This window comes from Ruegeria arenilitoris (assembly GCF_013030985.1).
Lineage (GTDB): Bacteria > Pseudomonadota > Alphaproteobacteria > Rhodobacterales > Rhodobacteraceae > Ruegeria > Ruegeria arenilitoris_B.
Genome location: NZ_WPYP01000014.1, coordinates 1 through 26212, shown reverse-complemented (window position 1 = coordinate 26212; position 26212 = coordinate 1). Strand labels below are relative to the sequence as shown.

Here is a 26212-nt window from a genome sequence, read left to right as displayed (position 1 = left end):
AACACCCAAACCCAACCCATTCGGAAAGGAAGACACGATGAAAGTCGAAAAAATTCACCACGTCGCCTATCGCTGCAAAGACGCCAAGGAAACCGTCGAGTGGTATGGCAAGATGCTGAACATGGATTTCATTCTGGCCATTGCCGAGGACCACGTGCCCTCGACCCACGAGCCGGACCCCTACATGCATCTGTTCCTGGATGCAGGTGACGGCAACGTTCTGGCGTTCTTCGAACTGCCGACCAAGCCCGAGATGGGCCGCGACCCGAACACGCCAATCTGGGTTCAGCACATTGCCTTCAAGGTCAAAGACCGTGCAACTCTGCTCGAGTTCAAAGAGCATCTCGAGGCCAACGGCGTCGAGGTTCTTGGTGTGACAGATCACTCGATCTTCCACTCGATCTATTTCTTCGATCCCTCGGGCCACCGGATTGAACTGGCCTGCCCCGATCCAGAGGAAGAAGCGATGCTGGCGCGGATGGACGAAGTGAAATGGCTGATGCTCGAAGATTGGTCGAAAACCAAGAAAGCACCGAAACACGCGGATTGGCTGCACGCCAAAGAGCTTAACAAAAACACCTGATGCACTGTCCCGCGCCGGGTGTCTGATCCGGCGCGGGACCTGATTGCTGACGGGTTTTGGCAACACGCTAAGAATTGCTGGAAGAGGTCATGAAACTCTATTCCTATTGGCGTTCTACGACCTCTTACCGGGTCCGAATTGCCCTGAATCTCAAAGGTCTCAGCTATGAAACCTCCCCGGTCAATCTGGTAACCGGAGAGCAGCGTGCCCCCGATTACGCCGCCCTCAATCCCGGCAAGGGGGTTCCGACCCTTGTTCTTGAGGATGGCACCGTTCTGACCCAGTCGCTTGCGATCATCGAATATCTGGACGCCACGGTGCCAGAGCCGCCGCTGTTGCCGACAGAACCGCTGATGCGCGCCCACGTTCAGGCTGCCGTACAGACCATTGCGCTGGACGTCCATCCGGTGAACAACCTCAAGGTCCTGACCTATCTCAAGGCCCAAATGGGGCTTACAGCCGACGGGCAGCTTGACTGGTTCCACCATTGGATGACCGAAGGGTTTGCCGCCTATCAGGCTTTGCTGCCAAAAGGCACGGCGTTCAGCTTCGGGGAAACTCCCGACCTCGCCGATATTTGCCTTGTTGCTCAGCTTTACAACGCGCATCGCTGGGGCGTTGATATGTCCCCCTTCCCCCGCCTTCTCGAGATCGAGGAACGCGCCCTGTCTCTTGCGGCGTTCAACGACGCGCGCCCCGAAAACCAGCCCGACGCGGCCTAAAGGTGAAATTATGACGAAACTGCTACCCTCGTGGGTCGAAAGCGCAAACTCTGCCACGACCGACTTTCCGCTCAACAACCTGCCCTACGGCGTTTTCGGAACCGACCCGGGCGCGCTGCATTGTGGTGTGGCCATTGGCGATATGATCCTCGACCTGACGCAGATGGAAGTGGACAACAAACTTGATCTTCCCAAGGCGTCTGTGTTTTCGAACGGATCGTGGAATAGCTTCATGGCGCTTGGTGCCGGGGTCTGGGAAGAGTTCCGCGCCATGCTGACCGAGGCACTGGCCGCTGGTTCGGCCCGCCAGGACGAACTGACCGCCTATCTGGTGCCGATGGCCTCGGTCACGATGGCAATGCCGTTCGACGTCGCCGAGTACACGGATTTCTACGCGGGCCGCAATCATGCGTTCAATGTCGGCACCATGTTCCGTGGCGCTGAAAACGCCCTGCCCCCGAACTGGCTACATATCCCCATCGGCTATAACGGCCGGGCGTCCTCGGTCGTGGTCAGCGGTACCGATGTGCGCCGTCCCTGGGGACAGCTCAAAGGCCCAGATATGGAGGCGCCGATCTTTGCGCCGTCCCGGCGGTTTGATCTGGAGCTTGAGATGGGCGCAATCGTCGGGCAGCCTTCGAATGGTCCCGTATCGGTACAGCAGGCCGATGACATGATCTTTGGCTATGTCCTTCTCAACGACTGGTCGGCGCGCGACATTCAGGCGTGGGAATACCAGCCGCTCGGCCCGTTTCAGGCCAAGGCCACAGCAACCACGATCAGCCCGTGGATCGTGACCAAAGCAGCGCTGGAACCCTTCCGCACCTCAACGCCTGAGCGCGAGAAGGAACTGCTTCCCTATTTGCAAGAACCTGGCCCGATGCTTTACGACATCGCACTTGAGGTCGGGCTGGCTCCGGAAGGTACAGCGGAAACAGTGATCGCGCGCACAAACTACAATGAAATGTATTATTCCGCGGCCCAGCAACTGGCCCATCACACGACCAGCGGTTGCCCGATGCGTGTGGGTGATTTGCTTGGATCGGGTACGATTTCCGGCCCGGAAAAGGAAAACCGTGGCAGCCTGCTGGAACTCAGCTGGGGCGGCAAAGAACCTCTGACCCTGGACAGTGGAGAAGAACGCAGCTTCCTTGAAGACGGTGATACGCTGACCCTGCGTGGTGCGGCGCATGGCAATGGTTACCGTATCGGGTTTGGCCCGTGCACGGGCACACTGCTTGCGGCCGCCGATCAGCAGTAACAGGAACGGGCAGAGGTCATTTCGGCCTCTGCCCCATTTTTCAGTCGGTTTTGGCCACTTTCATCAGCGCTGTTATGCCCCGCTCCAGCGCCTCGCGATCTTCGGGCGATAGCGCGTCGAGCATACTGTTGGCCCGTTCTCGCACCTTCGGCTCCAAATGCTGAAATTCACGAAGCCCTTCGGGCGTGCAGCGGTACACACGGATCCGACGGTCTGTGTCTGAGATCTCGCGAACGATCAGCCCCTTTTCGTCAAGCCGCTTTGCAGCCCGGCTGACCTGCACCTTGTCCAGCGTTGTACGGCGCGCGAGGTCGAGGGAGGTGACACTTTCTGCGTTTGCCAGCAGAAACAACAAACGCCATTCCTCTCGCGACAGGCCCAGTTCACGTTCGTAGACGTCTGTCAGGTTTCGTGAGAAAGCTTCGGACGCCACGGCCAATCGGTAGGGAAAAAAAGAATCGAGCTGCATGTTCCGTGTAGCGTAGTTCAATATCGTTTCACCTGCAACGATGCTGAATACTCACCGTCCTTAGCCGATGTAAAAAAGGGTTTTCTTCGCTATACGAAGGCGATGCTGTGGGTATGTTTGTGGTCAGGAAAGAGGGTGCCGGGATCGACACCCCTTTTTGATCCGCCACCGCTTACCGGATCTGCGCCGGCGCAGAGAACTGGTATCTGCAAGCGCCTCTTCTACTGCCGCAACGGTAGAGCCGGACTGTTCCGGCAGAGTCACGGTCACGTGCAACTCTCGGGCGCCGCCGTCGGTGGCGGTGATGTCTGCGTCCGGAAGGTTGTGCGCCTTTTGGATCAGCTCGGTAATGGCACGCCTGACGGCCTCGGTACGTAGCGTTGGTTTGTAGATCTTGCCCACAGTAGTCAGCGGAACCTCGTCCACGATAAAGATCTGCTTGGGCCAGGCGGGACGCTCGTCGATATAGGCGTGGGCATGATCCTGCAGTTCATTCATCGTGACCTAGGCCCCGTCGACCAGTTGGAATAAACAGACAGGCAGTTCACCCGCGTAGACGTCGGGCCTGCCGACGGCCGCCGCAACGGCGACGGCAGGGGGCAACAATGCCGCGCCTGTCAGGCCGTACGCACACGGCTCGGGTCGGGGACCTGATCGCGGATTTTCAGCGCCTTTTCCGAGATATCCAGCCGTGGATGCGGCCCGAGGGTCACCGGTATTTTGACCTCGGATAGCCATTGGTGCCACTGACCCATCTGCTGTCCGTCCTACGCACATGCCGAAAATGGACTAATATGTTGTTGTGCTCCATCCAAATGCAAAATTGGCGATAGGCCGCGCTCCGGTTGTCCAAGGTCAGGCTAACCCAGATGCGCCTGACCGCCACTTGATAGAGCGCGATCCGAGCGACACGCTGAAAAGCCGCCACCACGCCGAATGCGCCAAGCGCCAAACCACCCGCCAAGAAATCGCTGGCCGGAGCGTTGGACAGGAGTTGATCGAACATTTCCATCTAGCCCCCTTGCTCTTCGCGAAAGTCGTGGCCCTTGAAACACCGCACCGGATTGCCGCGTTCCAAAGTGTGGTGCAGTTGGTTTCGGGCGGCCTTTTGCGCAACTTCATCCGCTGCAATCCGGGCGGCCAGCAACTGCCGCAGGCGCGCCAAAGCCAGGGACTTGTTGCGATGCTGCGAACGTTCCTCACGCGCAACCACCGCAAGCCCGGTCGGCCCGTGCACCGCACGTACTGCGCTGTCCGTCGTGTTCTGGTGCTGCCCACCGGGCCCACCTGCCCGGAAAGTCTCAAACTTAACGTCCCGCTCATGAAATCGATCCGATGCCAGCGCAGGCGCCGCAAGGTCAAACACTCCGACAAACCAGTTGGCGCGTTTGTGCTGAGGGCGCAGATTGCTTTTCGCCCGCCACCGGATTGTGCCGCGCCAGCGGTTGGCGAAGATTTTGGCGTCAGCACCACCAAGCAAAACAACAGCCGATTTGAACCCGTGTTTCGTGGGCGATCCACTTGCATCCAAATCCACCGCGAAAAACTCGGCCTCGTGGCGCATCGCGTTCAGCACACCCGCAACGGCCTGTTGGCATTCTGCCGGGCCGCTGCCACTGGTGATCAAAAGCGTAAGATGTCCAGCCGCTGTCATGACCGCCTCCGCTCGCGTGTTTTCTTGAACGTTAAAAGCGGATGGAACTCTGCCGCACAATGCGCAGCGCCCGTGCGCTCCAAATCCTCGGCGACTGCCTTGCTCGACTTATAGGCCAGTGGCGCCTCTTCGATCAGAAGATCGCGATCCTCACACAGGATGCGCCCCCCATAGGGCGTGCGCTGCATGGCTTCGATGTCGGACCGTTTTGCGCGCACACGACCATGCATGGAGGACCGATCATACCGCCGCCCTGCACCATGGGCGAGGCTGTTCAACGCATCGCCATGATCCGCAGAAGACATCAGATAGCTGGCGCTTGCCCGCGATCCGGCCAAGGGTACAAACCTTGCCCCCGCGACAGCGGCACCCTTGCGGTGCAACCAACCGTCAACGTGCTGCTCCAACAGGTTATGTGGCGCATCCACCAGCAAGGTCAGATCGGCCCGCAGGGCCTCGGATGCGCGTTCGGCAATGATCCGGCGATTGAGGCTGGCCCAGCGGACCGCTCTGTCGTGATCTTGCAGGTATTCGTGCAACTCTTCGCCATCAGCGGCCATGCCTTTAAGTGCATCTTGCGGCAAAGCATCAAGAACGGCAGAGCCGAACCCGCGTGACCCGGAATGCACCAGCAGAAAAAGCCGTGACTTGTCGAGGTCGACGCATTCGTCGGCGTCAACTAAGGCCTGCACTTCGCAAAAGTGGTTACCGCCACCCACCGTGCCCAGAGAGGCGGCAAACTGATCCGGGGGCAGATCGACCTCCTCGAGACGCCCACGATGATCTTGTGACGCTGGTTCACCCAGAACCCGCATCCGACGCAGCGCCTTTTCCAACTTCAACTTGCGCAGAGGCAAATCCAGCTGGAACAGGGACATACCGCAGCCGATGTCGTTGCCGATCAGTTGCGGGAAAATCCGATCCGTCAGGACGGCACACCCGACCGGCCCGTGCTTACCGGGGTGCAGGTCAGGAAACGCCGCGATTTTTTGCACGCCGGCCCAGCCGGCGATCTCTTCCAGTTGTTGTTCGGCCCGTCCTTCGATCCAGGCCGCAGATGTATAGAATTTCGTGATGATGCCACCGCCGGACACAGCAGGTGCGCGACCATCCAAGACAGAATTGCCCATGAGATAGTACCCAAAATACGTATAAAGATACGTCGGCCAAGCGCCGACGACTGGATCAAACCTGACCTGATTTCAGCTTAGGTGTTGATCGGCCCCGAAAGGGCAAATTGACGAATAAGCATGTATGTCCCTTTCCTGTTTGGGGTTACGATTTAGGCCCAATGGACCGGATGGAGACCGTCATTTACTGAACCACGCCGATTCCTTCAAAGTGTTTTGGATGCAGTCAGACTTCCTTGTCACCAAAACGCAACAGGATCGTGGCCAAGCGGCCACTCAGACCACTGTCGTTACGCGGTGCGCCTCCCAAGCCTCGGGCGGCTCCAGCTTCTTCGCCAAATGGTCGATGACAGCATCCGGAACTGCGTCCGGTCTGTTTCGGTTCTGCCGGTTCAGCTGTTCCGGGCCTACCTCGAGATAGACGATCTCAATCCGTGCGTTGTAGTCCCGCAGGAGCCGTAAAATCCGTGATCGGTTCTGCTTTGTGACGTTGGTCGCATTCCAGACGAAATCCCTGCCCGCCCGCAGGTGCGTCCGTGCACGTTCATGCGCGGTCTGGATGACCTGGCCTTGATTGTCCGTTGCCGAAACGCCCAACTCCTCGCGGATCAGGTCAAGGCTGACAACGGATTGGTCCGGTCGATTGTTGCCAATCCAGGTATCCTTTCCCACGCCCGGCAGGCCTGACATGACCGTCACCTTGCATCTGAACTCTTCATGCGCCGCATAGTGCGGGTCACGATCCGGCAAATCGAAATAGGACACTCGGCTTTCATCATTCGCGAAAGCAAACGGGCGGTTCAGGCACCCTGCCTCCTCGAACGTTGCGACGGCCAGTTCAACGCCATCCAGTATCGATTGCTGATCCGCACAGGTGCGCCCCAAAGCGTCCGCTCTGGCATGCAGACAAAGAAGATCGGGACGGCAACGCCAGGACGTTTCGATGGCCAGCCGTTGCGGATCATCCCGTTCGATCAGCCAGAACGGCAATTGGTGCTGGCTGATGATGCCGCACAGCCTTTCGCGCCATGCAAATGGGGTTCCTGTGTGCCACAGCAGCTGCCGTGCGACAGACGCCCCAACCCGCGAATGACCGCGAGAGGTAATGCGCCCGTCCTCTTCGTGCTTTGTGACAAAGGGCTTGCCGATGTCATGCAAAACAGCCGCCCAGAACACACAACTCTGCGCGTCTGGCGGCAGCGACCGCCAGTCTTCATCGGCGACAAGCGCCTCAACCACCATCCGCGTATGGGTGCCAACATCCCCTTCGGCATGGTGGAAGGGGTCTTGTGGGCAGTCATCCATTGCGGCCAATTCAGGCCACACATTCCAGATCGCCCCCCAATCGACGCGCCAGAGCGGACCGGATGGAACCATGCTCAACAACTGCTGATGCGCCACTGCGGGATTTGCAAATTTACGCATCATACGATCCCTCCACGCCAAGTTTCGGCGCGAAGATGTCGATCCCGTCGGCCAGCGCATTGGGCAGGATCGGGCGATCATGCCAATGGCCATCCGACGCCTGAATCGCCTGATGGAAGTCACCGCGTACAAATTTGAACCGGTCCTGCACCTGGCTCGCGTCCTCAAGCTTGATGTACAACCCTTCGGCAAGATCGCTGTCTTCGGTCTGCTGCTGCACCATGTCAGGGCGGCTGTTCGACAGAACCGCCGCCTTCGCCAAAGCATCCCGCCAATCGTGTGATTTGTACGGTGTAGGTCGGACCATGGCATTGAGCTGATCGACGGACGCAATCTCGCCCTCATGCACGACGGGCACTGGCATGACCGGCAACCCTGCCAGCAAGGAACGGCGCGCTGCGGTGCTCAGAAACACGCCAGCTTCACGGTCAAGCACGTCGAATTCCATGAAGTAATGCGGCAGGCGATCGTAAAAGACCGTGTGCTTGGCATACATCCATTCGCCATACATGACATAGCGCTGGCCAAGCACAGGCAGGAACGTGTGTGCATGTGCCGCCGCCCAGGTTTTGAACAGCGCAAAGTGGCGCTCTCGGCCGCCACCCAACAGATAGTGCCCCCTGCTTTGCAGCAGCAGGTTTCCGTCTTTATCAAACGAAACGGCCGCGTTGGCACCGTCGAGCTTTTCCTCGACGATCAGATGTTGGCCTGCCAGTTCTTTGATGGGTTTGTCATCCGCAAGATCGCCGACCTGAAGGCGCGAACCTTCAATGTGCCGCGTGCGCGGGTATTTGTAGATTTCCATAACTGTCTCACAATGTAATGAAGCCGCACAAAATCACCCGGCCAGAATGGTCAGGTTGAAGGATTGGATATGTGCGTAAGCGTTACATTGGTCTTCCGTGGGGTTCGGGGTGAAACAGAACGCGCTGCATAACCACCGCCTTGCAAAAAATCAATACAGGGCTTTGGGTTAGAGACCTTCGTTGTCGAAAAAGTCACGCCGCACGAAATAGCCCGGTGGCGGTTTACCCCGAGAAACGATCCGGGCTGTATGCCTGTATGTCGATCGGCGACTGCCGGTTTGCAACCTCGTCCGCCACCAGCCGGGCCGTTGTCGCGCCCAGCGTCAAACCCAATTGCCCGTGGCCCGTTGCGAAGGTGACATTGGCCAGCCTTCCGCTGCGGCCAATGATCGGACGAGTGTCCGGTGTCAGCGGCCGCCGTCCGAACCGGTGTTCGGCGCTGCCTGTCTGTAGCCCAGGCAGAACCCGCCGTGCCTTTTCAACCAGAATATCCGCACGGTTCCAGTTTGGGCGGGCCTCGGCCCCGGCAAATTCAATTGTCCCGGCAACGGCAAGCGCACCGTCGTAAGGTGTGATGCCGAACCCGCCCTTTGCGTAGAACACGGTATGGGACAGGTCGACTCCGCTGTTCTTCAGGGCCGTGGAATAGCCAATGACGCCTTCTATCTGCAGCGGAACGCCCAGTTCCACCGCCAGATCACGGGACCGCGTGCCAGCGGCCAAGACAAACTCGTCTGCCGCAATGGCGCGGCCATCTTGCAGTTTCACGGCCGTTATCTGACGACCGTTCCGGTCGAACCCGATTGCGCTGCCAGAAATGACCGTTCCACCACGATTTACGAAGGTTTCGTGCATCGCCTCAACGAGTCGCTTGGGTTCGGTCACGAAGCTCCAGTCCCGTAGCAGGGCGGCATATTTGAAATCCGGTGCGATGGCCGGGTCCATGTCATGTGCATCCCCGCCGCTGACTTCTTCGATCGAACATCCCAGATCGCGCGCCAGATCAAAGGCCGCAGTCATACTGGCGCGATCGTCATCCCCGTCAAACAGTTTGATGACAGGGCGTTCCACCAACAGTTCCGGGCGCCCGATATCGGCCAATTGCGCCTTGAAATCCTTGGTTGCCCTAAAGGTTAGCCGCGCCAAATCCGCTGCAATTGCCCGCATTTTCGAAGGGCGTGCATTGGCGACAAACCGGGTGAACCACGGTGTCAGTCGCAGGGCCGAGCTCGGGCGCAATGTCAAAGGCGCCTTGGGATGCATCAACAGGCCGGGAACTTTCAGAAGCATTCCGGGTTGAGACAAAGGAACGATCTCGCCCACTGCGATGCATCCGCACGAGGCCCAGCTGGCCCCCTCACCCACCGGACCCGGCTCAATGACGGTGACATGAAACCCCTCGGCCTGCAAAGCCAGCGCGCACGAGATACCCACGACGCCACCGCCGATCACCACCAAATCGGGCATGTCTTGCGACCTTTCCTACAACGCCTGCAACTGTGCCATCAGGTCCGGCGCGACCGAAACTCCGTTCGCTTCGGTCGCCGCACGGTTTTTCAGCCGCCCGTCACCGGGCACGCGCGCGGTTCCGTTGCCCTCGATCTCGGCACAGATACGAGTAACGTAGTCGTTGAACGCGGGATTGCCGAACCGGCTTGGGTCAATCGCGATCAGGGTTGCACCACCTTTGATGTTGAGGGCGCCAAAGGACTCGCGCTCCTTATTGTCGACCGACAAGGTGCCTCCGGCCAGCGCCGCACCCAGCACCTCGATCAGGAAGGCAATGGCCGCACCTTTGTGTTCGCCAAAGGGCAGCAGGCTGCGGGTTTCCAGAATGGCGTTCGGATCGGTTGTCGGCTGACCCGAAGTATCCAGCCCACTGGGCCGCGCCAGGTCATGCCCTTCGGCGGCGGCCATGCGCACGTCCATCAGTGCAGCAACGGATGAGGCCTGATCCCAGACCACCGGCTCGGCCTCTTGGCGCGGGCAGGCAAAGGACATCGGATTGGTGCCGAAGACCGGACGTAGGCCCCCTTGGGGCACGACCATCGACAACGAATTCACAACCCCCAGCGCGACCAGCCCCGCCTGCGCCAGCGGCTCCGTATCGAACCGCAGCGCGCCCAGATGGTGGCAATTGGCGCAGGTGAAGGACGCGATCCCGTTTTCCCGGGCCATCCCAATCAACTCATCCCGCGCATCCGCCCCGACGATCTGGTAGTAGCCATTGTCCCCATCACCGCGCAAAACGCCCGGTGCAATGCGTTCAACGGTGGGATTGGCCGTAGGGTTTGCATATTTCGATTCAAAGCTTTGCGCATAGACCGGCAGCATCCGCAATCCATGGCTGCGCGGATCGTCACGTTCGGACCGCATAACCAGATCTGCCAGAATATCACTTCCGCGTTCGTCCATGCCTGCGGACACAAGGACAGATTTGGCCAATGCTTTCACCTCTTCGAGTGAGAGCGTTTTCGTCGGGGCGTCAGTCATAAGCCTCATCCTGTCCTTGTGTCTGGCTGGCGGGCGCTTGCACGCCCGCGTTTTCAGTTACGAGTTCTGATATTCCAGCTTCTTCTTGGCAACAAATTCGTCAAGCGCCCCGCGCTGATCATCCGGCATCGGCGGCTTGACGTAGTTGTCCAGAATGCGCTGCGCCTCTTCGTTGCCGACGGTTTCGGCGGTTTTCGACCCTTCCGCTTCCCACTGTTCGAAACTGTCATTGTTCTGCAGCGGGTTCATGTGCAGCGGATTTTCCCGGGTATGGTCCGTCCCCAGGAAGTGGCCACCGGGACCGATCTCGGCAATGTCATCCAGAATCGCATCCAGGTTTTCGTCCTCAAGCCCGCTGAAGAACCGGTGGAAGTTCTCAAGCTGCCGTGTGTCCTGTACCCATTTCGCGTAGCTGACCCCAAGCGCGCCTTCCAGAAAACCTGCCGAATGCACGATGTAGTTGGCACCGCCCAGCAGCACCGGCCACATGGTGTTGGCCGTATCAAACGCCGCCTGCATGTCCGGGGACTTTGCCCCGGTCCACATCGTGCAGGTTCGCCATGGCACGCCATAGAAGCGCGCCATCTGACCCACCAACAGGTTCATCAGGCCCGGCTCGGGCGAGCCCATCATTGGCGCACCGGTCTTCATCGATACACCCATGATCGCCACGCCCAGAACCATCGGCGCGCCACGCCGGATGATCTGGCTATAAGCCATACCCGCCAGCGATTCCGCGATCAGCAGCGCCACACCGCCCTGCGGGCTGGCGGGCGTTGACGCCCCCGCCAGAACAAAGGGTGACAGCAGGCAGGGCTGGTTGGCACTGGCGTAAACCCGCAGGCTTTCCAGCATGGTTTCGTCCCACACCAGCGGCGTGTTGCAGTTCAGCAGCGCGGCCATCACCACGTTGTTGTCCACGAATTCTTCGCCAAACACGATGCGCGTCATCTCAACCGAGTCGCGTGCGGCCTGTTCCGACAGCACCGACCCTTTGATCGGCTTGTCCGTCAGCGTCAGCGCCGCATGGACAAGCTCAAGATGGCGCTGCGGCACGGGCACGTCTTGCGGTTCGACCGGCAGGACGCCCGGAACCATCATCGACTGGCTCATCTGGCTGAGCTTGAAGAAGTTGTGCGCATCTTCCAGCATCGACGGGCGGCGCACACCATCAAGACCATAGACAAACGGGGCGCCATAGGCGTTGGCGAACACCGAGTTCCGGTTGCCAACCCGCAACGAACGGTCCGGATTGCGTGCCGCATAACCCCATTCCGACGGAACCGCCGAGATCAGGTCCATCAGCATGTCCCGACCAATACGGACTCGCTCTCCCTGCACATCGGCGCCGTATTTCTTCCAGTCGGCCAGGGCCACCGGGTCACGGAATTCGATACCGGTGGTCTCAAGGATCGTCATGGCCGCGTTGTGGATCTTCTCGACCCCTTCGGGGCCAAGCAGATCAATCGGCCCGACTTTGCGGTTCAGCGTCGGCAGGTAAACCGGCGGCGGATTGGTGCGGGCCTGCACCCGCGCTGCACGACCGCCTCGGCCAGAACGTGCTCTTGCTTGTGTCATTGCACCTCCTCCGGATCAGGCGCGCGCGCGGGCGCTGGTTGGGTCAACGGCGCAGGTGTCGATCACCTCGGCATCGCGCATTTCATTGTGCACCTGCACCTGCATCTTGGTGCCCGGTGCGGCCATGTCTTGCGGTACCAGTGCCATCGCAATGTCGTGGTTGCAGTAGTACGAGAACCCGCCGGAGGTGACGCGACCGATCAGTTTGCCGTCGGCGTACACGCCCTCGTCGAACATTACCGAGGTATCGCAGAACGGCAGTTTCAGCGTGACCAGAATATTATACCCGCCCGCCTCTTTCTGAGCCAGAAGCGCCGCCTTGCCGATGAAGTCACGTTCGCAGACCTGCCCGCCGACTTTTTCGGTCATGGCCACGAAACGGCCCAGATCGGCCTCATACGGGGTGAGATCCTTGCAGATTTCGCGATTGATGGCGCGATAGGATTTTTCGAGCCGCATGGATTCAAGCGCCTCAAGCCCGAACGGCTTCACGCCCGCCTTCAGCAATTGATCCACGATGTGACGGTTGTAGCCAACCGGGTGGTGCAACTCCCAGCCAAGCTCACCGGTGTAGGACACACGCAGCAGGTGCACACCCTTGGCATACCCCACTTCGCCCATCTGCGCCGACAGCCACGGGAAGGCCTCGTTCGACAGATCGTTATCCGTCAGCTTCGACAGGATCTCGCGCGAATTCGGACCAGCCAGAGCGATCACGCCCAGCTGCTCCGAGATATCCTCCATGATGACCGAGCCGTCCTTGGGCAGCAAGCGCTGTATCTGATCCCAGTTATAAGCCCGCCAGTTCGGGGTCGAGATCAGATAGAAGTCATCCTCGGCATACCGAACGATGGTGTATTCCGCATCCATGCCACCCTGGTCGTTCAGCATCAGCGACAGGGTCATACGGCCGATTTTGGGCAGTTTGTTCGCCATCAGGCCGTCCAGCCATTTGGCGGCGCCCGGTCCGCGCACCGTGAACTTGGTCATCGGCGACATCTCGATGAAGCCGGCCTCTTCCCGCGTGCGGCGCACCTCTTCCTGCACCAGTTCCATGTGATCGGTGCGACGGAAGCTGTGCTCGGGAATGGCCTCTTCCGGCGATTTGGCGAACCAGCGGGGGAATTCGTAGCCATTGAAGCTGGTCCAAACCGCGCCTTGGGCTGTCAGCAGATCGTAAGAACCCATGGTCTTCATCGGGCGCGCCTCGGGGAAGTCTTCACCCGGAACATGCGCGTTCATGTGGGTGCCCCAGGTCTCGCGCACCTTGTCCATCGTCCAGCGCTTGGACGCGTAATCCGAGAAACGGCGCGGGTCGAGTTCCGACATGTCCATGCCTGGATCGCCGTTGACGATCCACTTGGCCAGACGATGGCCCACGGTGCCGCCCCACAGGATGCCGCCCGGCATACCTTCGGCCAGCCACAGGTTGTCATGCCCCGGTGCGGGACCGGCCAGCGGCAGTTCATCCGGGGTCATCTGGAACGGGCCGCGGGTGTTGGCCTTGATGCCGACCTCGCCCAGCGTCGGGACGCGTTCGATAGCGCGCTCCCACTGGGTTTCCACCGCGTCGAAATCTTCGGGCAGCAGGTCGGCGCCAAATTCGGGCGGCACGCGGTCTTCGGCAAACAGTTTGAGGTCTTTGGTGAACTCATAGGGACCGAACTGGATACCACCGACGTCCTCGCGCAGATAGGCACCGTAATCCTCGTCGCGCAGGATCGGGAATTCCGACAGGCCTTGCGCGCGACGCTCTTTCAGCAGCGGCACGGTTTCGGTGGTCCAGTATTGGTGAACGATCGGAATACAGGGCAAGTCCAGCCCCACCCGGCGCGCGTTCTCGCGGGCATAGTTGCCGGTGGCGAAAATCAGGTGTTCACAGGTGATCTCGCCCTGGTTGGTGGTCACTTTCCAGTGGCCATTGTCCAGCTTTTCGTAAGATTGCGCTTCGGTATTCTGATAGACTTTTGCACCTGCATCCCGCGCCAGCTTGGCCAGTGCCATGGTGATATCGGCAGGGTTCACATAGCCATCTTCGGTATGCAGGATGCCACCGCGAATGTCGGGGCTTTGGTTCAGCAGCGGATGAATCTCGGCGATCTCTTCCGGTGTTACCAGTTTGCAGGGCACGCCTGCGGCTTCGGCGATCGAAATGTAGGACTGAAACTCATCCCAGCGCTTCTCGGTATTGGCGACACGCAGCTGTCCCACTTTACGCAGCCCGACCGAGGCACCCATCTTTTCCTCAACCTCGGAATAGATGCGGATGGTTTCCATCGTCATCTTCGAGACATTGTGCGACCGCACAAAGGTCACCAGCAAACCCGCTGCGTGCCAGGTCGATCCCGAGGTCAGCGTCGTACGCTCCAGCATGACCGCGTCCGAACACCCATGTTCGGTCAGGCCATAAAGGATCGATGCCCCAACGCACCCGCCACCGACAACCACAACTTTTGCATGCGACTTCATTCAATCGACTCCCTAACTTGCGCCGAAAACCGGCCAGAAACCCGGACCTTCTGGCAAGCCGCTGAAGCCGGGTTTGTCCGGGAATGCAGGCAAGTACGTCACCATGAACGCCCCCCTGCTGCCTGAGACAGGCACCTCCCCGAATGTTGAGGGCTAGCATTGCGGTCAGCGGGCCAATAGGCAATTGCAAAAAAATTCACTTTGAGTTAATTGAGCTAACCCAAGAATGACGCGTTCATAAATAAAATACCGGAAATCAGCCACTACAGGTCAGAGAACCTTGCCCAAAGGCCCATATGAACTTCCCCCGTTTGGTTCGTTGATCAGCTTTGAGGCTGCGGCGCGCCATGTCAGCTTCAAAAACGCCGCGGCAGAGCTGAACGTGACCCCTGCGGCAATCAGCCACCAGGTGAAATCACTGGAGCAGGAGCTGAACTGCTCGTTGTTTCGTCGTCACCATCGCGGGGTTGAGCTGACCGAAAGCGGGGCCTACCTGCTGGTCGCCCTGCAGCGAGGGTTCGAAGGTATCAGCGAGGCCTTGCAGCAGCTGCGGTCGCAATATGACAGATCCGGAGTGACAATTCGGTCCAGCACGGCCGTCAGTTCGCTTTGGCTGACGCCCCGACTGGCGCAATTCTGGAAAAGCTACGGGCATATATCGGTGACGCAAGTGGTCACGGATTTGGGGTTCGACACTTCGAAATGCGATCTCAGCATTTTCTATGGGGACGCCTCGCTTGAAAAGGCGAACCACCGTGTTCTGTTTCGCGACCGCATCATGGCCCTCGGCAGCCCTCGGTTTCTGGAACAGAACCGCATTACCGGCATCCAGGACCTGGCGCGTATCCCTTTGATTCATCTTGATGCGCCGGGAACGGGGTGGACGGATTGGCGCGAGTGGACCAACCAACTGGGCTACGACGGGCCTTTGAACTCGGCACATCGCGTCAACAATTACACCATTGCCCTTCAGGCCGCACAGGACGACATGGGAGCCGTGCTGGGATGGGAAGGGCTGACGTCTGAGCTTGTCGCATCCGGGAAGCTGGTCAGCCTGCTGCCGCAGGCGATCTCCTCACCGCTGGACTTCTACGTCGCGCTCCACAACACTGCATCTGATCGTGCCAATCTTGTGTATCAATGGCTGGCGGAAACCACCTAAATTTTCTTTCCTTATTCGTGGCTTAGAGCATTCTTTACACACCCTTCGGCGACTACAGTGGAATTTCAGTGCTCAATTGATTCCGAACGATTACTTTGAGTGCCGGCCCGGCGTCGTGTCGCCGCCGCCTTGAAACACGTCGGTTTTAGTGAAGCCCAAGGTAGAGCGATCACTCTACCACCTTTTTATGATCGACATGAAAAACCAGATTGCCGCCCGTCTGCATGGTCAGTTCGAGGAAATGGGCTTTGCCGGACCCGGCGTCGAGGCTCTGCGCGCGGGCGCGGATGTTTCGCTGAGAACCCTCTACAAGTATTTTCCCAGCCGCGAGGCAATGGTCGTGGGCGCGCTGCAGCACCGGGACCGCGCCTATGCAGACTGGATCGGCGAAGGCCCCGAGGACGGCGCAGCGCGTGTTGTCCATGTTCTTCAACGGTTGTCCGATTGGCTGTTCGGGATATCGAATAGCGGTTGCCTGTTTCGCAATGCCTTATCCGCTTACCCCGACAGCGCCCCGATACTTGCAGCGGTCGAGGCACATAAGTCCGAAGTGCGGGCACAGTTTCGCCGTCGGCTTCTTGATGTCTCTCCGGATTGTGATGCGGACACGTTGGTCGACCAGTTGTTTGTTCTGCACGAAGGTCTGACCGAAGCCGCCCGCCTGATCGGGCCGGAGCGGGCCAGCCGCCAGACACTCCGAACCGCAGGCCTGATCCTGGCTGCGGCGGGCATTGAATAACCCCTTCAAACCAACAGAAAGCCCTGACATGAAACTGAAGGAAGTCCACATCTATTCCCATGACCTACCGGTCAAGAATGGCCCCTATACGATGGCCAGCGGCGCTGTCTGGGCACTGGACACCACTCTCGTCAAACTGGTGTCGGACACGGGTCATGTCGGCTGGGGCGAGACCTGCCCGGTCGGCCCAACCTATGCCGAGGCCCATGCGGACGGCGCGCGTGCTGCACTGAAGGTGATGGCCGAAGGGCTGATCGGCGCCGAAGCAACACCTGGCACGTTGCGCCGCAAGATGGACACTCTGCTGACCGGTCACAACTATGCCAAGGCCGCGCTGGATATCGCTGCCTATGACCTTTTCGGCAAATCGCTGGGCGTCAATGTCGCCGACCTGTTGGGGGGCGCGGTGACTGACCGTGTGCCGTCCTACTACGCCACCGGCGTCGGCGCGCCGGACGACATTGCAAGACTGGCCAAAGAGAAGCTGGACGAAGGCTATCCGCGTCTGCAGGTCAAGGTTGGCGGTCGCCCGGTCGAGATCGACATCGAGACGATCTCAAAAGTCTGGGAGGTCGTCAAAGGATCTGGTATGCGTCTGGCGGTGGATGGCAACCGCGGCTGGACAACCCGCGACGCCCTGCGCGTCAGCCGGGAATTGCCGCATGTGCCCTTCATCATGGAACAGCCCTGCAACACCGTGCAGGATCTGGAAAAGATCCGCCCGCAGGTCAGCCACGGCATCTACATGGATGAAAACAGCGTCGATCTGAACACGGTCATTTCGGCCGCTGGCACCGGTTTGGTGGATGGATTTGGCATGAAGGTCACACGCATCGGCGGTCTGACCCATATGCGCACATTCCGCGACATTTGCGAGGCCCGCAACCTGCCGCATACCTGCGACGACAGCTGGGGCGGAGACATCATTGCCGCCGCCTGCACCCAGATCGGCGCAACCGTCAAACCCGAACTGTGCGAAGGGGTCTGGCTGGCCGCGCCCTATATCGAAGGCAACTACGACGCCGAGAATGGCATACAGATTGTGGGCGGCCATATCGATCGCCCAACCGGGCCGGGTCTGGGCGTGACCCCTGATGAGGCGCTCTTTGGCGCACCCGTTGCGTCTTTTGGTGGCTGAGATGATCCCTGAAACAATGAAAGCCGTCCTGCTGACAGGCCATGGCGGTATCGACAAACTGGACTATCGTGCCGACGTGCCCACGCCGCAGCCGGGGCCGGGCGAGGTGCTGATCCACGTCGCCGCAGCGGGTGTGAACAACACCGATATCAATACGCGTATCGGGTGGTATTCCAAGGCCGTGACGGCCGATACCGAAACCGGCGGGGCCGAAGGGTTCGACACGGTCGATGACGATGACGCAAGCTGGTCGGGCGTGCCGCTGACCTTTCCGCGCATTCAGGGCGCGGATGTTTGCGGCCATATTGTTGCCGTTGGCGAGGGCGTGGACCCCGCCCGTTTTGGCGAGCGGGTGATCGTACGCAACATGCTGCGGACCTATGTGGATTACCGCCCCTATGAATGCTGGACCATCGGCAGCGAATGCGACGGCGGGTTCGCTCAATACTGCAAAGCCCCCGCGCAAGAGACCCACGCGGTTGACTGTGACTGGTCCGACGCTGAACTGGCCGCAATCCCCTGCGCCTATTCCACTGCCGAAGGCATGTTGCACCGCGCAGGTGTCGGGGCCGAAACGGTTCTGATCACCGGCGCCTCGGGCGGTGTCGGCTCAGCTGCCGTGCAACTGGCCAAGCGGCGCGGTGCCACGGTGATCGCATTGTGTTCTCCTTCTAAGGTCGAGGCCGTCCGGGCGCTGGGTGCTGACCGTATTCTGGATCGTGATGCCGATCTGGTGGCCGAACTGGGCGCAGGGTCGATCGACGTTGTCGTCGATCTGGTAGCCGGTCCGCAATGGCCCAGCCTGCTGGACGTGCTGCGCCGGGGGGGCCGCTATGCCACCGCAGGGGCCATCGCCGGGCCGATCTGCGAAATCGACGTACGCACGCTCTACCTGAAAGACCTGACGCTGTACGGCTGCACGTTCCAGGAAGACGTCGTGTTCGAAAACCTGGTGAAATACATCGAGGCGGGTGAAATCCGTCCTGTTGTGGCCAAGACCTATCCGCTGTCCGACATCGCCACCGCTCAAGAAGACTTTCTGGCCAAGAAGCACACCGGCCAGCTTGTGCTGATCCCGCCGCAGGAGTGATCGATGAAGATCAGGAAAATCGACCTTTTCGAGCTGCACATGCCCTATTCCGGCGGCAGCTACGAGCTGTCGGGCGGTCGGATCTATACCGGGTTCGACAGCGTCATGGTCTGCCTGACCGCCGACGATGGCACCGAGGGCTGGGGTGAAAGCACCCCCTTCGGCCCCAATTACATCGCCGCCCACGCCCGTGGCGCACGCGCCGGGATCGAAGAGATCGCACCACATCTGATCGGCCGTGATCCGCGCGATGTAGATCGGATCAACGACGCGATGGACGAGGCACTTTTGGGGCACAACCACGCCAAAAACGCCATCGATCTGGCCTGTTGGGACATGTTCGGAAAATCCGTGGGCCTGCCGGTTTATACACTGTTGGGCGGCGGCACGGGAAACCGGCTTCCGACGATCAGTTCAATCTATGCCGGCACCCCGGAAGACATGCGCGCGCGCGTCGCCGAACATCGCAAAATGGGCTATATGGGCCATTCCGTGAAAGTCGGCGCACTGGACAGCGAAGGTGGCCCGCAACTGGATGCCGAACGTATCGCAGCCTCGCTGGCGGATCGTCAGCCGGGCGAGTACTTCATCGTCGATGCCAATGGTGGGCTGATCCCCGAAACCGCCCTGCGGATGCTCCGCGCCCTGCCGGACGGGTTGGATTTCGTGCTGGAAGCCCCCTGCGCCACCTGGCGCGAGACCCTTTCACTGCGCCAACGATGCGACGTTCCGATCATCCTTGACGAGCTTGCGCAGGAAGATGGCGACATCGCCAAACTGGTGGCATTGGACGTGGCGGACGGGATCGGGCTGAAGATATCGAAGGCGGGCGGCCTGACCCACGCCCGCCGCCATCGCGACATTTGTCGGGCCGCCGGTCTTACGATCAGCGTGCAGGACACGGTCGGTTCCACCCTGTCAGCCGCTTCGATCTTTCACATGGGGGCCACCGTGCCCGAGCGCCTGTTGCGCTGCGTACTTGACCCGCGGGACATGGTGACGGTTCAAACCGGCAGCTTCGACGCGCCAATCAAGGATGGCGGTGTGGTGCCGCCCAATGCGCCCGGCTTGGGTGTCACAGTCAATCGCGCCCTCTTAGGCGACCCGATCGCGACCTGGGAGGCATAGCGGGCTCTGGGGCAGCGCATGCCCCGGCTTACCCCCCTTCCTCGGATTACTCCAGCGACACCCAAAGAACTTGGGCGTCCTCCTTGCTGGTGGACACGCACCCATGACCCATGCTGCTGTCGTAATAGAGTGAATCCCCCGCCTTCATCGGCAATGGCCGGTAGTGCTCCGAGATAAAGATCAACTCACCGCTCAGCACATACATGAACTCTTCGCCCGAGTGGCGCACCCACGGGTCGAACTCGGAAATATCCCGCGCCCGGATCGTAGCGACATAGGGCAGCATCCGTTTGCTGGTCAGGTCCGAGCACAGCAGCTCGTGCAGATAGGTTGCGGTTTCACGAAACTCGCCCTGCCCTTTCGGCGTATAATCCCGTCGACCGGTGATACCCGTCTGACCTGATTGAAGAAACAGCTGCGGTGGTTTCAGATCCAGCGCCTGGGTCAGGCGTCGCACGATCTCGAAACTGGGTTTTGTCTGGTTGTTTTCGATCTTGGACAAGGTGGAACGCCCGATTCCTGCAGCGCGTCCAGCCTCTTCCAGCGTCCAGCCTTTTTCCCGCCGCGCATCCCGAATCGAACGCCCCAAAGCGGCACCTTCGTCCAGCTCCTCAGGTGCGGAGGCTTCGTTCCTTTGGTCTTCGCCCATAAAAATCTCCCTATTCTACCGCAGGTTACACGTTCCCCTATTCGCACGCAACTTTACGAATACGAGATTTTTGTTGATTTGCGGGAACTAATTCCACTATAGGAAACAAATTCTCGAACTGGGGATTCGAAGAAGAGGAGGAGACTATGTTCAAGACGTCGCTGGCCGAGGCCGACCCGAAGATCGCCGCATCGATTGCGCGCGAAGGCACACGTCAGGCCGAACAGATCGAGTTGATCGCATCCGAAAACATCGTCTCTCAGGCCGTGATCGAGGCGCAGGGTTCGGTGCTGACCAACAAATACGCCGAAGGGTATCCCGGCCGCCGCTACTATGGCGGGTGCGAATATGTGGATGAGGTCGAAGTCGAAGCGATCGACCGGCTGAAGCAGTTGTTCGGCTGTGAATACGCCAACGTGCAGCCGCATTCGGGCGCGCAGGCAAACGGCGCCGTCAAGCTGGCGCTGCTCAGCCCCGGCGACACGATCCTTGGCATGTCACTGGATGCTGGCGGTCACCTGACCCACGGCGCAAAGCCCGCGCAATCCGGCAAATGGTTCCGCCCGGTACAATACGGCCTGACCGAGGCCGGTCTGATCGACTATGATCAGGTCGAGGCGCTGGCCAAGGCCGAAAAGCCCAAGCTGATCATCGCCGGTGCGTCGGCCTATTCGCAAAAGATCGACTTTGCCCGTTTCCGCGCCATTGCTGATGAGGTTGGCGCCTGGCTGCTGGCCGACATGGCCCATATCGCCGGGCTGGTTGCCACCGGTCTGCACCCCTCGCCCATCGGTCACGCGCATGTGGTCACCTCGACCACCCACAAGACCCTGCGCGGCCCTCGCGGCGGCATCATCCTGACCAATGACGAGGCGCTGGCCAAAAAGATCAATTCGGCCGTTTTCCCCGGCCTGCAAGGTGGCCCGCTGATGCACGTGATCGCAGGCAAGGCGGTGGCCTTTGGCGAGGCACTGAAGCCCGAGTTCAAGGACTACATACAGCGCGTGGTCGACAGCGCGGCGGCCTTGGCCAACGTCATGATGGCGCGCGGTTGTGACATCGTATCCGGCGGGACTGAGAACCACCTGATGCTGGTCGACCTGCGCCCCGTCGGCGTGACTGGCAAGGACGCCGAAGCGGCGCTGGAGCGTGCTGGATTCACCTGCAACAAGAACAGCGTACCGGGCGACCCGGAAAAACCCACCGTCACCAGCGGTGTCCGTCTGGGCACAGCGGCCGGATGCAGCCGCGGCTTTGGCCCCGAGGAGTTCAAGCAGATCGGCCACCTGATCGGCGACGTGCTGGATGCGCTGGCGCAGTCGCCCAACGGCGATGAAGCCATCGAAAAAGCGACCCGCGAAAAAGTCCGCACCCTGTGCGCAAGCCACCCGATCTACTGAAAGACCAAGAAATGACCTACGACCTTATTGTCATCGGCGGCGGCCCGGGCGGCTATGTTGCTGCCATCCGCGCGGCACAGCTGGGACTGAAAGTGGCCTGCGTCGAAGGACGCGGGGCACTGGGCGGAACCTGCCTGAATGTGGGGTGCATTCCCTCCAAAGCGTTGCTGACCTCCTCGGCCAAATATGCCGAACTTGCACATCTCTCCTCCCATGGCATTGCGGTCGAGGGGGCCAGCATCGATGTCCCCGCGATGATGGGCCGTAAGGACAAGATCGTCGGTGATCTGACCAAGGGCATCGCGTTTCTGTTCAAGAAAAACGGCGTGGACCTGATCGAGGGCTGGGCCAGTATTCCCGCCGTCGGGCAGGTCAAGGTTGGCGATGATGTGCATGAGGCCGAGAACATCCTGATCGCCACCGGTTCGGAACCGACGCCTCTGAATGGCATCGAGATTGACGAGCAGGACATCCTCAGCTCGACCGGTGCGCTTGCGCTGGAAACCGTACCCGACCATCTGGTCGTCGTCGGCGCCGGGGTGATCGGACTGGAACTGGGTCAGGTCTGGGCGCGTCTGGGCGCCAAGGTCACTGTTGTCGAATATCTCGACCGCGTGCTGCCCGGCATCGATGGAGAGATCGCGAAACTGGCACAGCGTGCGCTGTCGAAACGCGGACTGAAGTTTCAGCTGGGTCGTGCGCTGAAGTCCGTCGAAAAGTCTGACGCCGGGCTAACGCTTACTGTGGATCGTGTCGGCAAGGACAAGGAAGAAGTGATTGAGGCCGACAAGGTCCTGATCGCCATCGGACGCCGCCCTGTCATCCGTGGGCTGGGCCTGGAAGATCTGGGCGTTGCGGTGAACCCGCGCGGCTTCATCGAGGTGGACGATGCGTTCCAAACCTCGGTTCCCGGCATCTATGCTATTGGCGACTGTGTGCCTGGCCCGATGCTGGCGCACAAAGCCGAAGAAGACGGCGTGGCCTGTGTCGAGATGCTGGCAGGTCAATCTGGTCACGTCGATTACAACACCGTTCCGGGCGTTGTATATACCGACCCCGAGGTCGCCTCGGTCGGATTGACCGAAGAGGCGCTGAAGGAAACAGGCGCTGAATACTCGGTCGGAAAGTTCGCCTTCATGGCAAACTCGCGCGCCCGCTCGACCGGCGAAACCGATGGTGCGGTCAAGGTTCTGGCCGACCCGAACGGCAAAATCCTCGGTGCGCATATCTGCGGCGCCCATGGTGGCGATCTGATCGCCGAGCTGGTTCTGGCCATGACCAAAGGCGCCACCATCGCCGAAGTCGCCGCCACCTGTCATGCACACCCAGCCATGGGGGAGGCGGTCAAAGAAGCCTGCCTCGACGCCATGGGCCGCGCGATCCACGCTTAAAAGGGAACCGCCAGATGACCATCCAGCTTCGCCCCCGCCACCCCGAAAAGGCCAAAAAGGCCGACAGTGTCGTCCCGCGCAAGCCCAAATGGATCCGCCGCAAAAAGATCGAAAGTGCGGAATACTACGAAACCCGCCGCCTGATGCGCGACCATGATCTGGCGACGGTGTGCGAAGAGGCCGCCTGCCCCAATATCGGCGAATGCTGGTCCAAACGTCACGCCACCATGATGATCATGGGCGAGGTCTGCACACGCGGCTGTTCCTTCTGCAATGTGGCGACCGGGCGACCGGACGCGCTGGACGCTTTCGAACCCGGCCGGGTTGCGGCCGCAGTGAAAAAACTGGGTCTGCGTCACGTGGTGATCACCTCGGTCGACCGTGATGATCTGGTCGATGGCGGTGCCGAGCATATCGCCCAGACCATCCGCGCCGTACGTCATCAGAACCCCGGCACCACGGTCGAGGTTCTGACCCCCGACTTTCTGGGCAAGGGTGACGCTGCGGATGTGGTCTTTGAGGCTGCCCCGGATGTGTTCAACCATAATCTGGAAACCGTCCCGCATCTGTACCCGACGGTCCGCCCCGGCGCGCGGTATTACACCTCACTCCGGCTGCTGGACGATGCCAAACGCGCAAACCCCGAGATTTTCACCAAATCCGGCCTGATGGTCGGGCTTGGCGAAAGCATGAACGACGTGCGGCAGGTGATGGACGATTTGCGCGCCGCGAATGTCGATTTCCTGACCGTCGGCCAGTACCTGCAGCCAACCCCGAAACATCACCCGATTGACCGGTTCTGGTCACCGGAAGAGTTCGCCCAACTGGAGCAGATCGCGCGCTCCAAAGGCTTTCTGCACGTGTCGGCCACTCCGCTGACCCGTTCCTCGTTCCACGCGGACGAAGACTTTGCCGCCCTCAAGCAGGCCCGCCAACGGGCCATTGCCGGGGCATAACCAAACGCAAATGGGAGGGATACCATGGAAGCGTTAAATTCAATCGTAGGGGCCATCAATGGCGTCGTGTGGGGGCCGCTGATGCTGGTTCTCATTCTGGGCGTCGGCTTCTTCCTGCAGGTCGGGCTGAAATTCATGCCGATCCTGCGCATTGGCACAGGCTTCAGCCTGCTGTTCAAAGGCCGTGAGGGTCAGGGTGAAGGGCAGATCAGCCCGTTCAACGCGCTGATGACCTCGCTGTCGGCGACCATCGGTACGGGTAACATCGCCGGTGTGGCCACTGCTGTCTTCCTGGGCGGTCCGGGCGCCTTGTTCTGGATGTGGATGACCGCCCTGGTGGGCATGGCCACCAAATATGCCGAAGCCGTCTGCGCGGTGAAATACCGCGAGAAGGATGAGCTGGGCAACTTTGTCGGCGGCCCGATGTACTACATCAAAAATGGTCTCAGCGCGAACTGGCACTGGCTGGGTTGGGCCTTCGCTCTGTTCGGCGCGGTAGCGGCGTTTGGCATCGGTAACGGGGTGCAGGCCAATGGTGTGGCACAGGTTCTGGATTCGAACTTTGGCGTCAACACCTCGGTTACCGGCATTGTGCTGATGGTCCTGACTGCAGGCGTTATCCTGGGCGGCATCACCCGTATCGGTGCTGTTGCAGGTAAGCTGGTTCCGTTCATGGCGGTTGCCTACATCCTCGCCGGCCTGCTGGTCCTGCTGATCAACATCGGCGCTATCGGCGACGCGTTGGGCTTGGTATTCACCTATGCCTTCACGCCTTCGGCCGCCGAAGGTGGCTTCGCTGGCGCGGCAGTCTGGGCGGCGATCCGCTTTGGTGTGGCACGCGGTGTGTTCTCGAACGAAGCCGGTCTGGGCTCCGCCCCGATCGCGCACGCGGCAGCAGAGACAAAAGGTCCGGTCAACCAGGGCCTGATCGCGATGCTGGGTACGTTCATCGACACCATCATCGTCTGCTCGATCACCGGGTTGGCGATTATTTCGTCCGGCGCTTGGACCAGCGGTGAATCTGGCGCGGCTCTGACCCGTCTGGCGTTTGAGACCTCGCTGCCCGGATTTGGTGGACACCTGATCGCCATTGCACTGTCGATCTTCGCCTTTACCACCATTCTGGGCTGGTCCTTCTACGGTGAGAAATGCGTGGAATTCCTGCTGGGCGTCAAATCCCTGATGCCGTACCGCGTGCTGTGGATCGTAGCGATCTACTTCGGCGCGACCGCGGATCTGGGCTTTGTCTGGCTACTGGCGGATACACTGAACGCCATGATGGCCATCCCGAACCTGATCGCCCTGGCCCTGCTGAGCCCGATCGTCTTCAAACTGACGAAAGAGTTCTTCGCCAGCGATGGCAAATCCGAAGAGCCAGGCGGCACAGCCGCCGAGTAACCTCGGAACGAAAAAACGGGGGGCCATCCCGGCCCCCCGCCTTTGAAACAGAATTCCATATCTCGAGGAGAGACGTGATGGCCACGAAAATCCTGCTGCCCATTGATCACACCGACGATCGCTCGTGGAAAAATGCCCTGCCGGTCGCATTGGAACAGGCGAAATTCTACGGAGCCGAACTGCACGCGGTTGCTGTCATCCCCGAGATCATCCAGCTGCCGAACCTGCCCGCCAACTATGGCGCCGGCGCCAAAGAGCACGTGCGCAATGCTGTTCAGGCCATTCTGGATCACGGCAATGCCTCCGACGTGGCAATCCACATCGAAGAAGGCAGCGTCTACCGCGAAATCCTGAAACTCGCCTACAAGGACGGCTTCGATCTGATCGTCATGGCTTCGACCAAAGGCGATTTCCCGAACTATGAGATTGGTCCGAACCTGGCCCGTGTCGTGCGCAACGCACATTGCACCGTCATGGTCGTTCGCGACCAGTCCCGCTGATTGAAAGGTTTTTGAGATGACCGATATTAAGCGCACACCGTTGTATGACTTGCATGTTGAGTTGGGCGGTA

At 60.1% G+C, this 26212-nt stretch carries 25 protein-coding genes; 13 read left to right on the top strand and 12 right to left on the bottom strand.

All coding sequences use genetic code 11. The features are described from left to right. Positions 1-37: 37 nt before the first annotated feature. The 3 genes from GOX88_RS21265 (at position 38) to fahA (ending at position 2566) form a co-directional block, all read left to right on the top strand. Positions 38-583: a VOC family protein gene (locus GOX88_RS21265; protein ID WP_170406765.1), complete on the top strand. Its 546-nt coding sequence runs from the start codon at positions 38-40 to the stop codon at positions 581-583. Positions 584-672: 89 nt separating this feature from the next. Then, positions 673-1305 carry a maleylacetoacetate isomerase gene (gene maiA, locus GOX88_RS21260; protein WP_170406762.1) on the top strand — a complete coding sequence of 211 codons (633 nt, stop codon included), beginning with the start codon at positions 673-675 and terminating at the stop codon, positions 1303-1305. 10 nt (positions 1306-1315) lie between these two features. After that, the gene (fahA, locus tag GOX88_RS21255) at positions 1316-2566 is read left to right on the top strand and encodes a fumarylacetoacetase (RefSeq protein WP_170406758.1); all 1251 of its coding nucleotides are present in this window, start codon (positions 1316-1318) and stop codon (positions 2564-2566) included. Between the two features lie 40 nt (positions 2567-2606). Here the strand turns inward: fahA and GOX88_RS21250 are convergent, their stop codons facing one another. The 11 genes from GOX88_RS21250 to GOX88_RS21200 all read right to left on the bottom strand — a co-directional run bounded on the left by GOX88_RS21250 (position 2607) and on the right by GOX88_RS21200 (position 14590). Next, a complete protein-coding gene (locus GOX88_RS21250) occupies positions 2607-3035 on the bottom strand; it encodes a MarR family winged helix-turn-helix transcriptional regulator (RefSeq protein ID WP_170406753.1) in 429 nt (142 codons plus the stop codon). Positions 3036-3158: 123 nt separating this feature from the next. Continuing rightward, on the bottom strand, positions 3159-3533 hold the full coding sequence (locus GOX88_RS21245) for a hypothetical protein (RefSeq protein WP_170406750.1): 375 nt from the start codon (positions 3531-3533) through the stop codon (positions 3159-3161). A gap of 211 nt (positions 3534-3744) precedes the next feature. Continuing rightward, a complete protein-coding gene (locus tag GOX88_RS21240) occupies positions 3745-4047 on the bottom strand; it encodes a hypothetical protein (protein ID WP_170406747.1) in 303 nt (100 codons plus the stop codon). Continuing rightward, positions 4048-4689 (bottom strand): peptide chain release factor H, encoded by a 642-nt coding sequence (gene prfH, locus GOX88_RS21235; RefSeq protein ID WP_170406744.1) that lies wholly within the window; start codon positions 4687-4689, stop codon positions 4048-4050. Then, complete coding sequence (locus GOX88_RS21230; protein ID WP_170406741.1) at positions 4686-5819, bottom strand: RNA ligase RtcB family protein; 1134 nt, start codon at positions 5817-5819, stop codon at positions 4686-4688. Before GOX88_RS21230 ends, prfH begins: the two co-directional genes overlap by 4 nt. 276 nt (positions 5820-6095) lie before the next feature. Beyond that, positions 6096-7247, bottom strand: a complete 1152-nt coding sequence (locus GOX88_RS21225; protein WP_254436325.1) for an AAA family ATPase — start codon at positions 7245-7247, stop codon at positions 6096-6098. Beyond that, positions 7237-8049: an RNA ligase family protein gene (locus GOX88_RS21220; RefSeq protein ID WP_170406738.1), complete on the bottom strand. Its 813-nt coding sequence runs from the start codon at positions 8047-8049 to the stop codon at positions 7237-7239. Before GOX88_RS21220 ends, GOX88_RS21225 begins: the two co-directional genes overlap by 11 nt. A 223-nt stretch (positions 8050-8272) precedes the next feature. Continuing rightward, positions 8273-9517, bottom strand: coding sequence for an NAD(P)/FAD-dependent oxidoreductase (locus GOX88_RS21215; RefSeq protein WP_170406735.1), 1245 nt, complete (start codon positions 9515-9517; stop codon positions 8273-8275). Positions 9518-9532: 15 nt separating this feature from the next. After that, positions 9533-10543, bottom strand: coding sequence for an Ldh family oxidoreductase (locus tag GOX88_RS21210; RefSeq protein WP_170406732.1), 1011 nt, complete (start codon positions 10541-10543; stop codon positions 9533-9535). 57 nt (positions 10544-10600) lie between these two features. Beyond that, positions 10601-12121 (bottom strand): trimethylamine methyltransferase family protein, encoded by a 1521-nt coding sequence (locus GOX88_RS21205; protein ID WP_170406729.1) that lies wholly within the window; start codon positions 12119-12121, stop codon positions 10601-10603. Between the two features lie 15 nt (positions 12122-12136). Continuing rightward, positions 12137-14590, bottom strand: a complete 2454-nt coding sequence (locus GOX88_RS21200) for a GcvT family protein (protein ID WP_170406727.1) — start codon at positions 14588-14590, stop codon at positions 12137-12139. Between the two features lie 280 nt (positions 14591-14870). Here GOX88_RS21200 and GOX88_RS21195 point away from each other — a divergent pair, with 280 nt between their 5' ends. From GOX88_RS21195 to GOX88_RS21175, 5 genes are all read left to right on the top strand, one after another. Then, on the top strand, positions 14871-15752 hold the full coding sequence (locus GOX88_RS21195) for a LysR family transcriptional regulator (RefSeq protein ID WP_170406725.1): 882 nt from the start codon (positions 14871-14873) through the stop codon (positions 15750-15752). A 187-nt stretch (positions 15753-15939) separates the two neighbouring features. After that, the gene (locus tag GOX88_RS21190) at positions 15940-16491 is read left to right on the top strand and encodes a TetR/AcrR family transcriptional regulator (protein ID WP_170406722.1); all 552 of its coding nucleotides are present in this window, start codon (positions 15940-15942) and stop codon (positions 16489-16491) included. A gap of 28 nt (positions 16492-16519) precedes the next feature. Next, on the top strand, positions 16520-17629 hold the full coding sequence (locus tag GOX88_RS21185; RefSeq protein WP_170406719.1) for a mandelate racemase/muconate lactonizing enzyme family protein: 1110 nt from the start codon (positions 16520-16522) through the stop codon (positions 17627-17629). 1 nt (position 17630) lies between these two features. Beyond that, positions 17631-18719 (top strand): alcohol dehydrogenase family protein, encoded by a 1089-nt coding sequence (locus GOX88_RS21180; RefSeq protein WP_254443396.1) that lies wholly within the window; start codon positions 17631-17633, stop codon positions 18717-18719. A 3-nt stretch (positions 18720-18722) separates the two neighbouring features. Next, a complete protein-coding gene (locus GOX88_RS21175) occupies positions 18723-19847 on the top strand; it encodes a mandelate racemase/muconate lactonizing enzyme family protein (RefSeq protein WP_170406717.1) in 1125 nt (374 codons plus the stop codon). Between the two features lie 46 nt (positions 19848-19893). Here the strand turns inward: GOX88_RS21175 and GOX88_RS21170 are convergent, their stop codons facing one another. After that, positions 19894-20496, bottom strand: a complete 603-nt coding sequence (locus GOX88_RS21170) for a helix-turn-helix domain-containing protein (protein WP_170406714.1) — start codon at positions 20494-20496, stop codon at positions 19894-19896. 146 nt (positions 20497-20642) lie between these two features. Between GOX88_RS21170 and glyA the strand changes: the two genes are divergently transcribed. The 5 genes from glyA (at position 20643) to GOX88_RS21145 (ending at position 26141) form a co-directional block, all read left to right on the top strand. Next, a complete protein-coding gene (glyA, locus tag GOX88_RS21165) occupies positions 20643-21896 on the top strand; it encodes a serine hydroxymethyltransferase (RefSeq protein WP_170406711.1) in 1254 nt (417 codons plus the stop codon). An 11-nt stretch (positions 21897-21907) separates the two neighbouring features. Then, the gene (lpdA, locus tag GOX88_RS21160) at positions 21908-23287 is read left to right on the top strand and encodes a dihydrolipoyl dehydrogenase (protein ID WP_170406709.1); all 1380 of its coding nucleotides are present in this window, start codon (positions 21908-21910) and stop codon (positions 23285-23287) included. 14 nt (positions 23288-23301) lie between these two features. Continuing rightward, positions 23302-24243 (top strand): lipoyl synthase, encoded by a 942-nt coding sequence (gene lipA, locus GOX88_RS21155; protein WP_170406706.1) that lies wholly within the window; start codon positions 23302-23304, stop codon positions 24241-24243. 24 nt (positions 24244-24267) lie between these two features. Continuing rightward, positions 24268-25641, top strand: a complete 1374-nt coding sequence (locus GOX88_RS21150; protein WP_170406703.1) for an alanine/glycine:cation symporter family protein — start codon at positions 24268-24270, stop codon at positions 25639-25641. Positions 25642-25718: 77 nt separating this feature from the next. Next, positions 25719-26141 carry a universal stress protein gene (locus GOX88_RS21145; protein WP_170328709.1) on the top strand — a complete coding sequence of 141 codons (423 nt, stop codon included), beginning with the start codon at positions 25719-25721 and terminating at the stop codon, positions 26139-26141. The last annotated feature ends 71 nt before the right edge of the window (positions 26142-26212 follow it).